This window comes from Phyllobacterium sophorae (assembly GCF_003010965.1).
Classification (GTDB): domain Bacteria; phylum Pseudomonadota; class Alphaproteobacteria; order Rhizobiales; family Rhizobiaceae; genus Phyllobacterium; species Phyllobacterium sophorae.
Map to the genome: position 1 here is coordinate 316,874 of NZ_PGGM01000005.1, position 15,252 is coordinate 332,125.

General features: G+C 58.3%; 14 protein-coding genes and 1 riboswitch. Of the genes, 6 read left to right on the forward strand and 8 right to left on the reverse strand.

The window, feature by feature from the left end; genetic code table 11:
- Window positions 1-30 precede the first annotated feature (30 nt).
- The 5 genes from CU103_RS14110 to CU103_RS14130 all read left to right on the forward strand — a co-directional run bounded on the left by CU103_RS14110 (window position 31) and on the right by CU103_RS14130 (window position 5,713).
- The gene (locus tag CU103_RS14110) at window positions 31-1,134 is read left to right on the forward strand and encodes a microcin C ABC transporter permease YejB (protein WP_106664554.1); all 1,104 of its coding nucleotides are present in this window, start codon (window positions 31-33) and stop codon (window positions 1,132-1,134) included.
- Entirely contained in the window at window positions 1,134-2,282 is a 1,149-nt protein-coding gene (locus CU103_RS14115; protein WP_106664555.1) for an ABC transporter permease, read from the forward strand. Before CU103_RS14110 ends, CU103_RS14115 begins: the two co-directional genes overlap by 1 nt.
- On the forward strand, window positions 2,279-3,907 hold the full coding sequence (locus CU103_RS14120) for an ABC transporter ATP-binding protein (protein ID WP_106664556.1): 1,629 nt from the start codon (window positions 2,279-2,281) through the stop codon (window positions 3,905-3,907). Before CU103_RS14115 ends, CU103_RS14120 begins: the two co-directional genes overlap by 4 nt.
- Window positions 3,904-4,863, forward strand: a complete 960-nt coding sequence (locus CU103_RS14125) for a 2-hydroxyacid dehydrogenase (RefSeq protein WP_106664557.1) — start codon at window positions 3,904-3,906, stop codon at window positions 4,861-4,863. Before CU103_RS14120 ends, CU103_RS14125 begins: the two co-directional genes overlap by 4 nt.
- 76 nt (window positions 4,864-4,939) lie before the next feature.
- Window positions 4,940-5,134, forward strand: a riboswitch (FMN riboswitch).
- A 78-nt stretch (window positions 5,135-5,212) separates the two neighbouring features.
- Window positions 5,213-5,713, forward strand: coding sequence for a 6,7-dimethyl-8-ribityllumazine synthase (locus CU103_RS14130; protein ID WP_106664558.1), 501 nt, complete (start codon window positions 5,213-5,215; stop codon window positions 5,711-5,713).
- 39 nt (window positions 5,714-5,752) lie between these two features.
- Here CU103_RS14130 and CU103_RS14135 read toward each other — a convergent pair whose 3' ends face one another.
- From CU103_RS14135 to CU103_RS14145, 3 genes are all read right to left on the reverse strand, one after another.
- Window positions 5,753-6,625, reverse strand: coding sequence for a C40 family peptidase (locus tag CU103_RS14135; RefSeq protein ID WP_245448785.1), 873 nt, complete (start codon window positions 6,623-6,625; stop codon window positions 5,753-5,755).
- The gene (locus tag CU103_RS14140; RefSeq protein WP_106664559.1) at window positions 6,622-6,972 is read right to left on the reverse strand and encodes a MarR family transcriptional regulator; all 351 of its coding nucleotides are present in this window, start codon (window positions 6,970-6,972) and stop codon (window positions 6,622-6,624) included. The genes CU103_RS14135 and CU103_RS14140 overlap by 4 nt, the downstream gene beginning before the upstream one ends.
- A gap of 66 nt (window positions 6,973-7,038) precedes the next feature.
- The gene (locus tag CU103_RS14145; RefSeq protein ID WP_106664560.1) at window positions 7,039-8,409 is read right to left on the reverse strand and encodes a leucyl aminopeptidase family protein; all 1,371 of its coding nucleotides are present in this window, start codon (window positions 8,407-8,409) and stop codon (window positions 7,039-7,041) included.
- A 368-nt stretch (window positions 8,410-8,777) separates the two neighbouring features.
- Here CU103_RS14145 and CU103_RS14150 point away from each other — a divergent pair, with 368 nt between their 5' ends.
- Window positions 8,778-9,599, forward strand: coding sequence for a tetratricopeptide repeat protein (locus CU103_RS14150; RefSeq protein WP_106664561.1), 822 nt, complete (start codon window positions 8,778-8,780; stop codon window positions 9,597-9,599).
- Window positions 9,600-9,667: 68 nt separating this feature from the next.
- Here the strand turns inward: CU103_RS14150 and CU103_RS14155 are convergent, their stop codons facing one another.
- Genes CU103_RS14155 through CU103_RS14175 form a run of 5 tightly spaced genes read right to left on the reverse strand, consistent with a single transcriptional unit; the run spans window position 9,668 to window position 15,249 of the window.
- Complete coding sequence (locus CU103_RS14155; protein WP_106664562.1) at window positions 9,668-10,693, reverse strand: type II secretion system F family protein; 1,026 nt, start codon at window positions 10,691-10,693, stop codon at window positions 9,668-9,670.
- Between the two features lie 26 nt (window positions 10,694-10,719).
- Entirely contained in the window at window positions 10,720-11,733 is a 1,014-nt protein-coding gene (locus CU103_RS14160) for a type II secretion system F family protein (protein WP_106664563.1), read from the reverse strand.
- Between the two features lie 15 nt (window positions 11,734-11,748).
- Entirely contained in the window at window positions 11,749-13,221 is a 1,473-nt protein-coding gene (locus CU103_RS14165; RefSeq protein WP_106664564.1) for a TadA family conjugal transfer-associated ATPase, read from the reverse strand.
- 18 nt (window positions 13,222-13,239) lie between these two features.
- Entirely contained in the window at window positions 13,240-14,523 is a 1,284-nt protein-coding gene (locus CU103_RS14170) for a CpaE/TadZ family protein (RefSeq protein WP_106664565.1), read from the reverse strand.
- 33 nt (window positions 14,524-14,556) lie between these two features.
- Window positions 14,557-15,249, reverse strand: a complete 693-nt coding sequence (locus tag CU103_RS14175) for a CpaD family pilus assembly protein (protein WP_106664617.1) — start codon at window positions 15,247-15,249, stop codon at window positions 14,557-14,559.
- Window positions 15,250-15,252 lie beyond the last annotated feature (3 nt).

Consider the following 15,252-nt stretch of genomic DNA (forward strand, 5'->3'; position numbering starts at 1 on the left):
TATGATCGCGGCGTTGAGAGGGAACTCCTGATGGGAGCCTATATCCTCCGTCGCCTGGCTTTGATGGTCCCGACACTTTTCGGGGTCTTGCTTGTCTGCTTCGTCATTGTGCAGTTCGTGCCCGGCGGACCTGTGGAGCGGATTATCGGTCAGATCACCGGCCAAGGGGGCAATGCCATGGATCGCATTGGCGGTGGCGGTGCCGATTTTGGTCAGAATCAGGATCAGATTGGTCTTGGTGAAGGCAATTCGAAATATCGCGGAGCGCAGGGGTTGGATCCGGCGTTCATCGCCAGCCTGGAAAAGCAGTTTGGACTGGATAAACCGCCGCTTCAGCGTTTCGGTCTGCTCGTCTGGAACTATGTTCGCTTTGATTTCGGCAAGAGTTATTTCCGAGACATCAGCGTCGTGCAGCTGATCAAGGAGAAGCTGCCCGTCTCCATATCGCTCGGCCTGTGGATGACATTGCTTTCCTACATGATTTCGATACCCCTTGGCATCCGCAAGGCCATCAGGGACGGATCGACCTTCGACATCTGGACCAGCGGGATCATCATCGTCGGCTATGCGATACCGGGCTTCCTGTTCGGCATCATGCTGATCGTCTTTTTCGCAGGCGGGTCATTCTTCGACTGGTTTCCCTTGCGTGGCCTGACCTCCAACAATTTTTCGCAGCTCTCGGTGTTCGGCAAGATCGTCGACTATGCCTGGCACCTGGCTTTGCCGCTGACGGCCATGCTGCTTTCGGCCTTCGCCACGACAACGCTTCTCACCAAGAACTCGTTTCTCGATGAAATCCGCAAGCAGTACGTCACCACGGCGCGTGCCAAGGGCCTGAGCGAGCGCAAGATCCTCTACGGCCACGTCTTCCGCAACGCGATGCTCATCGTCATATCCGGCTTTCCGAGCGCTTTCATCTCCATCTTCTTCACCGGCCAGCTCTTGATCGAGGCGATATTCTCGCTCGATGGGCTGGGGCTGCTCGGCTATGAATCGATCATCAATCGCGACTACCCCGTGGTGATCGCCACGGTCTATATCTTTGCGCTTGTCGGCGTCGTCGTCAGCCTCCTGTCCGATCTTCTCTACACATGGATCGATCCGCGCATCGATTTCGAGCGGAGGGACGTCTGATGACCGATATTGTTGGCGCGCAAACGACGCCCCGGGCCCTACCCGTCCGCCGTCCGCGACTGTCGCCGCTCAATGCGCGGCGCTGGCAGAATTTCAAGGCCAACCGGCGTGGCTGGTGGGCGCTATGGATTTTCCTTTTTCTGTTCGTTGCCTCGCTGTTTGCCGAATTCATCGCCAATGACAAGCCGATCCTCGTATCCTACAAGGGTGAAATCCTCTATCCGGTCCTGGTCGATTACCCGGAGGAGAAGTTCGGCGGCTTCTATGCGGTTACCGATTATCGCGACCCGGTGATCCAGGACGAGATCAACGCCAATGGCTGGGCGATCTGGCCGCCGGTCCGCTATTCCTACCGCACCGTCAACAATGAGCTGCCCGATACAGCGCCATCAAAACCCTACTGGCTCTATACACCGGAAGAACGTTGTGCCCGCTATGCGCAAGGCGTCAACGATGCCAACTGCACCTTCGGCAACATGAACATTCTCGGCACCGACGACCAGGCGCGCGACGTCTTTGCCCGCGCGCTCTACGGTTTCCGCATCTCTGTCCTCTTTGGCCTGATCCTGACTGCGGCATCCGCCGTCATCGGCGTCACCGCGGGCGCTTTGCAGGGGTATTTTGGCGGCTGGCTTGATCTCATCGCCCAGCGCTTCATCGAGATATGGTCCTCGGTTCCCACCCTTTACCTGCTGCTGATCATGGCTTCGATCCTTCCGCCGGGATTCTGGATTCTCCTTTGCATCATGCTGCTGTTTTCCTGGGTCAGTTTCGTCGGCATTGTCCGCGCGGAATTCCTGCGGGCCCGCAACTTCGAGTATGTCAACGCCGCGCGAGCGCTCGGCGTGCGTGACCGGACGATCATGTTCCGGCATCTGCTGCCCAACGCCATGGTAACGACACTGACCTTTCTGCCCTTCATTCTCAATGGATCGATCACTACATTGACCTCGCTCGATTTTCTTGGCTTCGGCCTGCCGCCTGGCTCGCCATCGCTTGGCGAACTGCTGGCGCAGGGCAAGAACAATCTGCAGGCGCCCTGGCTCGGCCTCACGGGTTTCATCGTCATATCGCTGATGCTGTCGCTGCTGATATTTGTCGGCGAAGCGACGCGTGACGCATTCGATCCAAGGAAGGCCTTCAAATGAGTGCCCCCCTCCTCTCCGTCCGCGATCTTTCCGTTGCTTTCACGCAAGGCGGCCGCGACACGCTGGCCGTCGATGGCATTTCCTTCGACATTGCGCAGGGCGAGACCGTGGCGCTCGTTGGCGAATCCGGTTCCGGCAAATCGGTTTCTGCGCTGTCGATCCTGAAACTTCTGCCCTATCCGCCTGCTTCGCATCCGTCGGGGCAGATCCTGTTCAACGGCGAGGATCTGCTGGACAAGGACGAGACCGATCTGCGCCGTGTCCGCGGCAATGACATCACCATGATCTTCCAGGAGCCGATGACCTCTCTCAATCCGCTCCATACGATCGAAAAGCAGGTTGGCGAGGTGTTGAAGCTGCACCAGGGCATGGGCGACAAGGCGGCCCGCCAGCGGACGCTGGCATTGCTTGAGGAAGTCGGTATTCGCGAGCCGGAAAAGCGCATGGGCGCCTATCCGCACCAGCTCTCCGGCGGACAGCGGCAGCGCGTGATGATAGCCATGGCCCTTGCCAACAAGCCAAAGCTGCTGATCGCCGACGAACCGACCACCGCGTTGGACGTGACAGTCCAGGCTCAGATCCTCAAGCTCCTCGCGGAACTCAAGGCCGCGCAGGGCATGTCGATGCTTTTCATTACCCATGATCTCGGCATCGTGCGCAAGATCGCAGACCGCGTTTGCGTTATGACCGGCGGCAAGATCGTCGAAACCGGCCCGACCAAGCAGATATTTGATAATCCGCAGCACGAATATACGCGGCATCTGCTGGCGGCAGAACCCAAGGGCAATCCTCCTTCGGCGGACCTGACGGCGGACCCGGTCATGCGCGGCGAACAGATCAAGGTTTGGTTCCCCATCAAACAGGGCTTCCTGCGCAAGACAGTCGATCACGTGAAGGCGGTAGACGGCATCGATGTCACCATCCGCGCCGGTCAGACACTCGGCGTCGTCGGTGAATCCGGTTCGGGCAAGACGACGCTCGGCCTTGCCCTGTCGCGGATGATCTCGTCGCAAGGCGTGATCCGCTTTGGGGAAAAGGACATCAATCAATATTCATTCAAGCAAATGCGTCCGCTCCGCCGCGAGTTGCAGATTGTCTTCCAGGATCCCTATGGCTCATTGTCGCCGCGCATGTCGATCTCCGATATTGTTGCCGAAGGTTTGCAGGTGCATGAGCCCGCGCTTTCAGAGGGTGAGCGCGATGCACGTGTTGTCGCCGCGCTGAAGGAGGTCAATCTCGATCCGGAAAACCGTTTCCGCTATCCGCATGAATTTTCTGGCGGCCAGCGTCAGCGCATTGCGATTGCCCGCGCAATGGTGCTCAACCCGCGTTTCGTCATGCTGGACGAGCCGACATCGGCGCTCGACATGAGCGTTCAGGCGCAGGTGGTCGACCTTTTGCGCGCATTGCAGCAGAAGCACAATCTGGCGTATCTTTTCATTAGCCACGACCTGAAAGTGGTCAAGGCGCTTGCTAACGACGTGCTGGTGATGCGCAATGGCAAGGCAGTGGAATATGGTCCGTCGGAGGAAATCTTCGCGCGGCCCAAGACCGACTATACAAAAGCCCTGATGGCTGCGGCCTTCAGGATAGAAACGGCCGAACAGGGAGCAGTTAGCGAATGACGAGCGGTGCGAACGACAAGATTCTGTTGGCGGTTACGGGTTGGGATCCGGAAGTCTGGCAGACTGAGTTTGCCAAGGCTGCGCCCGGCCGCAAGCTCGTGCTTGATGCCAACACGGACAAGGAGAAAATCCGTTACGCTCTCGTGTGGAAACAGCGTCAGGGATCGCTCGCAGGGCTACCCAATCTGGAAGTGATCTTTTCACTCGGCGCAGGCGTCGACCATGTCTTCCACGACCAGCAAATTCCTGATGTTCCAATCGTTCGCATCGTATCGCCAGATCTCACCATGCGCATGAGCGAGTATGTGGTCTGGCAGGTCCTCGATCATCAAAGGCTTGGATTGCGTTATCGCGAGCAGCAGCGCCAGCGCGTGTGGCGAGAGGATCGCCGCCAGCCCGCTGCCCACGAGGTAACCGTTGGCATTCTCGGCCTTGGTGTGCTCGGGCGTGATGCTGCGCAGAAATTGCGCATGCTCGGCTTCAGGGTCAGCGGCTGGAGCCGGCGCCTGCAAACGATCGAAGGTGTCACCACCTATTTCGGCAAGGACGGCCTGCGGGATTTCCTCAAGGACGTGGATATCGTCGTCTGCCTGCTGCCGTTGACGCCGGACACCAAGGGAATTCTGTCCATGACGATGTTCGCGCAGATGAAAGCGGAGGGCCCGCTCGGTGCACCGACGCTCATCAATGCAGGTCGTGGCGGATTGCAGAATGAGCCCGATATTCTGGCAGCATTGGACCGCGGCATGCTGTCGGTGGTGACGCTCGACGTGTTCAACAAGGAGCCCCTGCCGAAGGATAGCCCGCTCTGGACACATCCGCAGGTCATGCTCACGCCGCATGCGGCGGCGAGTTCGAGCCCTCAGGCACTCGTTCCAGAAATCGTCGCGCAGATCGAATCCTATGAACGCGGCGAGCCGTTGAAAAACATCGTCGACAGGGCGGCACAATATTAGCAGCGCAATTGAAGCAGTGCGTGCAACCCGAACCAGCGCTTGACCCATAAGAGCAATCAATTATGGTGCGGCCGTTAAGTGTTCTCAGGGCGGGGCGCAATTCCCCACCGGCGGTAATCACTGGATGCCCTCTCGGTGTCAGGTGCGAGCCCGCGAGCGCTTTCCAGCTACTGCGCCACATCCCCCTGGACGGGCCATGCGCCTGGAAAGGTCAGCAGATTTCGGTGCAATTCCGAAGCCGACGGTATAGTCCGGATGAAAGAGAACAACTGAATGGCCGAACCGCCGCAAGGCGGTCTTTGCCACCTTTGGTTGTGCCCTGATTCACGTCCACTCGAAGGAGAAAGACATGGATCAGTTCCAGAATAGCAATACCCCATATCATTCAGCACCAGCGCCGCGCATCGCTTTCATACAAGCGCGATGGCATGCGGAGATCGTCGATCAATGCCGGATCGGCTTCGAAGGCGAATTGCAACGCCAGGGCGTCACACCGGAGAGATTCGACGTCTATGACGCGCCGGGCTCATTCGATATCCCGCTTCTTGCCAAGAAGCTGGCAGAGACGGGCCGCTACGAGGCCATCGTTGCTGCGGGTCTGGTCGTCGATGGCGGCATATACAGGCATGATTTTGTTGCTGGAACCGTGGTCAATGCGCTTCTCATTGCGCAGATGGAAACCGGTGTTCCCATGTTATCGGCCGTGCTGACGCCGCACCACTTCCAGGAACATGCACAACGTATCGACTTCTTCACCCGGCATTTCCTGACCAAGGGCCAGGAAGCTGCGCGTGCCTGCCTGCAGATCATCAAGACCTTCCGGCAGGTGGCGGAGCTGACCGCTGCGTGATGCAATGCTGCCCGCTGCGCAAGCGGCGGGCATTTTGCCCTATAACCGCCGTACTGCCGTCGGTTTGCCGTAGAGATAGGCGATGCGGTCAATGGCATCGCGCAACGGCTCAAGGGTTACGCTCATCGTATGACCGCTGGCATGCAGCAGCATGGAATGGCTCGCCATCATGGCAACATGGCCCTTCCAGAAGACGAAATCGCCACGTTGCAGATTTTGATAGTCCTTGTCCGGCTCGATGAGGTCACCGATGGAAGCCGCCTGCATGTCGGTGTCGCGCAAGACAGGCAGCCCGGTCATCAGCAGCGAGAGCTGGACCAGACCTGAGCAATCAACACCGAATCCCGATACTCCGCCCCAGAGATAGGGCGTATGCATCAGCGTTTCGGCAACGGCGACGTGATCGTCCGTCACCTCGTCGACCGGCACCAGGTGCCTGGCTATGACCGCCTCGCCGCTCGGCAGCATACCGTAGAGTGTGCCTCGCCTTTCTTCGCCGCCTGCAATGGTGACCAGCGAGCCCATGGACAGCGCCTTGGTCCTCGGATACTTCAGATCGGAGCCCGGATAGACGAATGTCCGAGGGGCGATGACGATATGCGTTGGCTCGCTCGCGCGTCGATCAAGCGTGGTGTCCACCACATAACCGACATAGCCGTCGCGCTCGTTCTGGATCCAGCACCAGCCGTTGTCGTCCTCGAAGACGAGAACATCATCGCCGTAAAGGACCTGCGTCGTGATGCCGGCATCGCCGCGCGGTTCTGAGCGGACGTCGGCCACGGCGTCGGCAATACGCATCGGCTTGCCGGAGACGAAGCGCTCTGCCTCGACCATGCCGCGCAGGTTCTCATCGGCAAGGTCGGGCCTGAAGGCGTTCAGCCGTTTGTCCAAGGTCGGTGTATCAGCTTTCAAAGCGGCAGTCCTCTTGCTTTGGCGATAACGAGATCGCCGAGCCTTTCAACATAGAGCGCACCTTTTACCGTTCTCTTGACGAGCACGTTGCGCTTGTCCTTTTCATCGCGGTGGCGATCGACCAGACCATAGCCCCCCATTGTGTCAAGGGCGCGGGTGATGACAGGTTTTGTCACGCCAAGTTTCGCCGCCATGCCGCGTATCGTGTGCGGCGGCGGCTCAAGATACACGGTAAGGAGCACTGCCAGCTGCCGCATGGTGAGATCGTGGGCGTCATCGCGCACTTCCGAAAGGGCGATTTCTTTCCACAATGTCAACGCCTGCATCGGCCTCAGTTCTATCAACATGCACGGTTTCCGAGATCATTTCGGCTCCGTTCCATTCTAGACCTGGCCGCGAAGGGTGCAAGCTGTTCATTTGACGGGGAAGCGTTGTTTCAAAAGATGGTAAAGCGCGCGTATTGCCTGCGCTTCGCCGCCAATCGGCGCATGCGGCTTTTCGACAGGATTCCAGCCGAAAATATCGAAATGCGCCCAAACGTTCGCCTTGCTCACAAAGCGCTGCAGGAACAGCGCAGCCGTGATCGACCCGGCAAACCCGTCGCTCGTCACGTTGTTCATATCGGCGACGCGCGAAGAAAGCTTGCTATCGTAGGGCTGCCACAGCGGCATGCGCCAGAGCGGATCGGCAACGGCTTCGGAAGCATTGGCAAGATCGAGAGCAAAGGCGTCATCATTCGAATAGAAGGGCGGCAGGTCCGGACCGAGCGCCACCCGTGCTGCACCGGTCAGCGTTGCCATGTCGATAAGAATCTCGGGTTCCTCGTCATCCGCCAGAGCCAGTGCGTCGGCCAATACCAGGCGTCCCTCCGCATCGGTATTGCCGATCTCCACCGTCAGGCCCTTGCGGCTGGTCAGCACGTCGCTCGGACGGAAGGCATTGGCGGAAATCGAGTTCTCGACAGCCGGGATCAAAACACGCAGACGCACCGGCAATTTCGCGTCCATGATGATGCTTGCCAAAGCCAGGACATTCGCCGCGCCGCCCATGTCCTTCTTCATCAAGAGCATGCTGCTGGAAGGCTTGATATCGAGACCGCCGGTATCAAAGCACACACCTTTGCCGACCAGCGTTACCTTTGGTGCATCCTTCTTGCCCCATTCAAGGTCGATCAATCGCGGTTCCTCGCTGCCGGCACGGCCAACCGCATGGATCATCGGGAAGTTCTTTTTGAGCAATTCATTGCCCTTGATGACACTGACCGAAGCCTTGTGTTCGTCGCCAGCCTTGCGCACCGCCGCCTCCAGCGCATCCGGTCCCATATCATTGGTCGGCGTGTTGATGAGATCCCGCGCAAGCGTGACCGCCTTGGCGAGACGCTTGACATCCGCCTTATCCGCGCCATCCGGCAGCACGAGCGTGACATCAACATCTTCCCTGGCCGTGTAGCGGGCAAATTTGTAACCGCCGAGAAGGAAGGCCAGCGCCGTGAGGTCAGGCTCGCCGACGGAGCTTGCCAGATGCCAGGAACCCTTCGGCAGGCCGGTTGCGAGTTTTCCAGCGATCAGCCTGGAATCATCCTTTCCGGTACCAAGCAGGGCTCCCGAAATGTCACCCCTTTCACCGGGGATCACCAATACCCGTCCCGGCTGTCCATCGAAGCCATTCGCGTTGGCCCAGGCGAGCGCTGCGCTGTCTAAGCCGGCCCTCTCCAGCCCGCCCTTTTGTACGAACCACACGGGCTTGCTAACAGAGGTTTTCTTCCTGGTGATTCCAGCCGGCATGGCAATTTCTCCTCGATCAATCTTCTGCACCCAAGGTAGCGTCGTTAACTGTCCATTAGGGTTAACAGAATATTTCTAAGCGTGGGATTGGGTTAACGCACAGGGATTTGTGCTGCGGATGGGGCAAACTATGGCAAGCGCAGGCATTATTCAACTTAGAGCGAGATTTGATCATATTGAACCAGTTCTGTTTCGCGGAAGGCGAGACAATCCACGAGGAAGGTGGCAGGGCCGATGCGCCCCCATCGGACGAAGCCGCCTGACAAGTGGTTGGCCGCCAGCCGGAAACCCGAAGGGCCGGGTGAATTCGGGCCAAATTCTTCGGGCTTCGGCTTCGTCCCAAATTCCCTCCGGCAGAACGGTTTAATATGATCAATTCTCGCTCTCATCGCCGCTTCATTTTTTCCGTCGCCATTCTCGCAGTGGCGGCGGGCATTGCCGGCTGTGCCACCACGGACAGGACGACCACTGGTTCGATCGCACCTGACAGCGCTGGTACGGCCGTTCCCTCCGGCAATTTCGACCAGATGAACGAACAGCAATTGATGCAGGCATCCACGGGCCTGGGTACGCGATATCAGGCGAACCCAAAGGACAAGACGACGGCGATGAAATTTGCCACCGTGCTGCGCATGACCGGTCGCAGCGACCAGGCGCTCGCCGTGATGCGCAGTCTTGCAATTGCCTACCCGCAGGATCGAGAGGTTCTCGCGGCCTATGGCAAGGCACTTGCGAGCAGCGGAGAGTTTGAAGCTGCACTCGATGCCCTGCGCCGGGCCCAGACCCCGGAATATCCGGACTGGAAACTGCTTTCGGCTCAAGGTGCGATTCTGGATCAGTTGGGAAAGACCAGCGAAGCTCGTGATCTTTACCGGCAGGCCCTGCAGATTAATGCCAACGAAGCGTCGATCCTTTCCAACATGGGCATGTCCTACGTGCTTTCCGGGGAGCTGAACACGGCCGAAAGCTATATGCGCAAAGCCGTGACCGCGCCTGGTTCCGACAGTCGCGTGCGGCAGAACCTGGCACTGGTTATTGGACTGCAAGGCCGCTTTGACGAAGCAGAGACAATCGCGAAGCAGGAACTTTCGCCCCAACAGGCACAAGCGAACGTGCGATATCTGCGATCGATGCTGGCGCAGCAGAACTCCTGGAACATGCTCAAGGACAAGAGCAAACCGAAGAGCTGATCTTCCGTTGCAAAGCTAAAAAGGCCGCTCCATCCCGGCGGCTTTTCCATGTTCGGGAACGTCCCCGGTCATTTTGGTGTTGCCGGTCCGAATATGCCGCCCTGTGCCGAAATCTGGATGAAAGCGGGGCCGAGGATGACAGCAAAGAGTACCGGAAGCAGGAAGACGATCATCGGCACGGTCAATTTCGGCGGCAGCGCAGCGGCTTTCTTCTCGGCCTCCATCAATCGCGCCTCACGGCTTTCATCGGAAAGGACGCGCAAGGCGCTGCCAATCGACGTTCCATAGCGTTCTGACTGGGTCAATGCCTGCACCACGGACTTGACCGTTTCAAGCCCGGTGCGGGTTGCCAGGTTTTCATAGGCCTGGCGGCGTTCCGGCAGAAATGACAATTCGGCGTTGGTCAGGACCAGTTCCTCCGCCAATTCGGCCGACTGGACACCGATCTCCTCAGAGACTTTCTTGAAGGCCGCCTCGATGGACATGCCGGATTCAACACAGATCAACATCAGGTCAAGCGCATCCGGCCATGCCAGCTTGATGGATTGCTGGCGTTTCGTAGCGCAGTTCCTCACATAGAGGTTTGGCAGATAGAAGCCGACATACGCACCGGCAAAACAGGCGGCAACGCGCAGCATCGTTGACTTCTCCGCCAGACCGCCCAGGCCGAAAATCCAGAAGACCGTTAAACCCAGCGTCACGAATGGCAACCCGAAACGCGCCGCCAGAAAGATGTTCAGAGCATTCTGGCCGCGAAATCCGGCCGTGCGCAGGGAAGTTACCGTCTTTTCATCCGCAAGGGCACGTTGCAGATCCAGTCGCTCGACGAACTGCCTGACCCCTTGCCGCTCCGCCAACCGCAACGAACCGGCGCCATTCTTGCGCCGGCCTTCACTCTCAGTCGCCATCCGGGCGCGCTCGCGTGACCTGATCTGATCCCGCTCCAACGCCACCGATTTCATTCGCGATTTCAGGTCCGAGCCAGACAGCATAGGCATCAGGAAAGTCATGAGGGTCGCAAAGATCGATACGCCGACAAGCACCGCGAAGATAAAGGCCGGGTCGTGCATTGCTTTGGAAATGGTGGTGAGCATCTGGAGCCTCTCTCCCGGAATTCGCATCAGAACTTGAAATTGATCATTTTCTTCATGATCAGGATACCGATGGCCATCCAGGTTGCCGCACAGCCCAGGATCACATGGCCCGTGTCGGTCTGGAACAGCACCATGATGTATTGCGGGCTTGTGAGGTAGACCAGTGTCGCGACGATGAAAGGCAAGGCACCGATGATATAGGCCGACGCCTTTGCTTCCATGGACAACGCCTGGACCTTCGCAGCCATTTTTTTCCGGTCGCGCAACACACGCGAGAGATTGCCGAGCGCTTCGGAAAGGTTGCCGCCCGCTTGTGACTGGATCTGGATGACGATACCGAAGAAGCTTGCTTCCGGACACGGCATATATTCCGACATGCGCATCGAGGATTCCGGAATACTGATGCCAACCTGCTGCGCATCGACCATCCGGCGAAATTCAGTGCGGACAGGTTCCTGCGCTTCCTGAGCAATAAGCCGAATTCCGTCATTGAGCGGCAGGCCGGAGCGAAGCGCGCGCACAATCACATCGATGGAATTGGGAAACTCGTGGAGAAACGCCTTGATGCGACGGCTGCGCCTGAAATAGACCAACCATCGCGGCAGACCGAAGGCACCGGCAAGAAACAATCCGGGCGCCAGATAGAGCGGCGATCCAAGAAACAGGCCCAATATGGTGACGATAACGCCGGCAATGACCGAGTAAACATAAAAGCGCGCAACGGGTACCTTCATTCCGGCCTGGACGATCAGCATCTTCAAAGGCGGAGACTTGATATTCTTGTCACGCAATTTCTGGCGCTGCTCGATATCCTTCAGCGTATCCAGAACAGACTTGCGGCGTTTGACAGCTTCGGCCTGCTTGTCCCGCACAGTAAATTTGCCAAGACTGTCCGTTGCGGCCAGCTTGACGCTTTTCAGCCGCTCATCTGATTTTTTCTGCCAGGCGATCGATTCAAAAAAGACGACATAGGCAAGGGCAGCAAATGTCAGGGCGACGAGAGCGACAAAAAGGATCTGCGCCAGACTAAGCCCGAACATGGATGGGTCCTCCGGTCATGCCTTTGCCGTTTCCATCGAGTCGAGCGCGTGCGCAAGGCGGCGGTCTTCATTGAAATAACGAGCCCTTTCCCAGAAATGGGGCCGGCTGATGCCGGTCGAGACGTGCTGCCCGGTAAGCCGGCCATTGGCGTCCTCGCCGGTGATCTGATAATTCATGAGATCTTGCGTAATGATCACGTCACCTTCCATGCCGGTAACCTCGGTCACATGGGTGATCCGGCGCGAACCGTCGCGAAGGCGCGCCGCCTGAATGATGATGTCGACTGAACCGACGATGATTTCGCGAACCGTTCGTTGCGGCAGGGCAAAACCGCCCATCGCGATCATGGATTCGATACGGCTGAGGCATTCTCTTGGACTGTTGGAGTGAATGGTTCCCATGGAACCGTCATGGCCGGTGTTCATCGCCGACAGCAGATCAAAGACTTCCGGTCCGCGCACCTCGCCGACGATGATCCGCTCCGGTCGCATGCGCAGGCAGTTCTTGACGAGATCACGCATGGTGATTTCGCCCTCGCCTTCCAGATTGGCCGGTCTTGTTTCAAGGCGCACCACATGCGGTTGCTGCAATTGCAGTTCCGCCGAGTCCTCGCAGGTGATAATGCGCTCATCCTTGTCGATATAATTCGTCAGACAGTTTAGCAGCGTGGTCTTGCCGGAACCCGTACCGCCGGAAATGACGATATTGCAGCGGACGCGGCCAATGATCTGCAGCAATTCCGCCCCGGCTGGAGAAATCGCACCGAAACGCACGAGCTGGTCAAGGGTCAGCTTGTCCTTCTTGAATTTGCGGATGGTCAGGACCGGTCCGTCAATCGCGAGTGGCGGCGCGATGACGTTGACGCGGGAGCCATCCGGCAAGCGCGCATCGCAGATGGGGCTCGATTCATCGACCCGGCGGCCCACCTGGCTGACGATGCGCTGGCAAATATTCAAAAGCTGCTGGTTGTCCCGGAAACGGACGCCAGACTCCTGTACCTTGCCGAGCACTTCGATATAGGTTTTGCGCGCACCATTGACCATGATGTCGGCAATGTCATCCCTAGCCAGCAGCGGCTCGAGCGGGCCATAACCAAGAACATCGTTACAGATGTCGTCGAGCAGTTCTTCCTGCTCGGAAATCGACATGGCGAAGTTCTTGATCGCGATGATGTCATTGACGATATCGCGTATTTCCTCGCGCGCGACTTCGGAATCGAGCTTGGACAGTTGCGCCAGATCGATCGTGTCGATCAGCGCGGCGAACACCTGGGATTTGGTGTCGTAGTAGGCATCGTTCTTTTCGCGCAGCGGCATGAGAGGCTTTGGCGCTTCGACGGGCGAACGCTTTGGCTCGAGAATATCCCGCGGCAGTCGTGCCGCCTCGGTTGCCATTATCCCGGGAGCGGGCAACGCGGTTTCAAGCGCTACCGCCCGAAATTCCTGAACCTGGTGATTTGCACCGGCATTGCCGCGTTTACCGAACATGATGCCTCTTCAATTCCACTATTTCTTGCGCTTCAGCTTGGATAGAACAGCTGCCAGCCCCGGTTTCTTCTTGGCCTTCAGCGTTATGCGGCCGGTGAGAATGTGTGCCATTTCGTTGACAGTCTGGACGATCGGATTGGCAGCATCGGTTTCCGCCAGCATCCGTCCATTGTTTGCCGCGCTGCCGAACAGCGCCGGTTCAAACGGCACGGTGGCGATTGGCAGGATTCCAAGTGGACCACAAAAATCCAATGGCGCGATTTCCGGACGTTTCGGAACGCCAACCTGGTTGAGAACGAGACGCGGCGGCGCATCGTTGGGGCGAAGCTGTTTCAACGTATCAAGCAGGTTCTTGGTATTGCGAAGATTTGCCAGTTCCGGCGATGCGACGATGACGACCTCGTCTGCCCTGGCCAGCGTGGTGCGTGTCCAGCCATTCCATGAATGCGGCACATCGAGAATGACGTGCGGAACGGATCTCTGTGCTACATCGATCAGGTGCGCGAAGGAATCGTCGCGAAAATCGAAGACACGATCAAGTGTCGATGGTGCCGCAAGAAGCGACAGGTTCTCGGCGCATTGCGCAAGCAGCCGATCGAGATAGACGTCGTCGATCCGCTCTGGGGAGAACACGGCTTCCGCGATCCCTTGTGCCGGGTCCTGGTCGAAATTGATGTTTGCCGTGCCATAGGGCAGGTCCATATCGGCAATCACCACCTCGCTCTTGAAGAGCGAGGAGATTGCCCAGGCGATGTTATGGGCAATCGTCGAGGCACCGACCCCTCCCTTGGCACCGATGAATGCAATGGAAGTGCCGAGAGGCTTCGCCTCCGGGTCCACGAACAACCCGCCGATCACGCCAACAATGTCGGGCAAATCGATCGGGGCGACCATGTATTCGGAAACGCCATTGCGGATAAGTTCGCGATAGAGCCAGACATCGTTGAAATGACCGATGATGACAACTTTCGTGCTCGGATCGCAAACCTCCGACAGCGCAGCAAGACTCTGCAGCATGTCGCGCGGCGCGGCCGATGTTTCAAGCAGAACGAGATTGGGCGTCGATACGGTCTGAAACAGTTCTACTGCGCGCTCGATGCCACCCATGTGGACCTGTGCGTGGGTCTTCGCCATGCGGCGGTCTTCATTGGCGCGCGCGATCTGTCTTGCAACCGCGTCCGTCTCGCAAAACGCCTGGATCGAAATGCGAGGAATTGGCCGAAAGGCTTGCAGACCCATTCCTGCGGACCGCTCGCTGCCATCCCCGGATTGATTTTCTGTTTCGAAGGCCAATTGACTCATTTTAGCATTCCGCTTTTCGAAGAGAGGTGCTTATCAGTTGAAATCGTAGATGACTTGTTCCGCCGGGAGCGTATGCGGCCTCTCCGCGGGGACGCCTCTATAGTCCTCGATGACAATACCGCGCCGCTCGGCATCGATCGGCGACGACGCCCTCGGTCCAAGCAGATCGGCCGGATTGGCAACTTGTGCGGCGAGATTATTCTGGCTGGCGCAACCGAAGTTGGCATAATGCTTGTTATCCGCCGTATCGAGCAGATCCTTCGGCCATTGGCCGCAGGGGCCGGTCGATGCGGTCATCGCGGAGTAAGACAGGCGTATGGGTGGAGATCCTTCGGCTCCGGCCTGGTAGCGCTCGCTCGAAATGTTGAACGGCTTTACGCCGCCCTTGCGCAAGGTCGCAGCAATATCGCCGCGCAGGCGGGTGGCGGCACGCTCATTCGGCGACCCGGCAGGCAGCAATATATGAATTACGCCGGAACCGTTGGCGTGATAATTGGCCGCCGCCTGCTGCACGATGCTGCGCTGGGTGATCGACAGTTTGCTGTCCGCGTGACCCACCGGGATGTCAGCGACCTGCTCCTTTTCCGAGATCACGATCGGATGGTTGGTCCGGTAGTCGTCCGGAATACTGCCGGTCATTTCGCGTGGCGCGCATCCGGCAAGGAGCGAGACAGCCAGAACGGCCAGGACCGGCTTCATGCGATGAAAACTGATTGCGTTTGACATGCC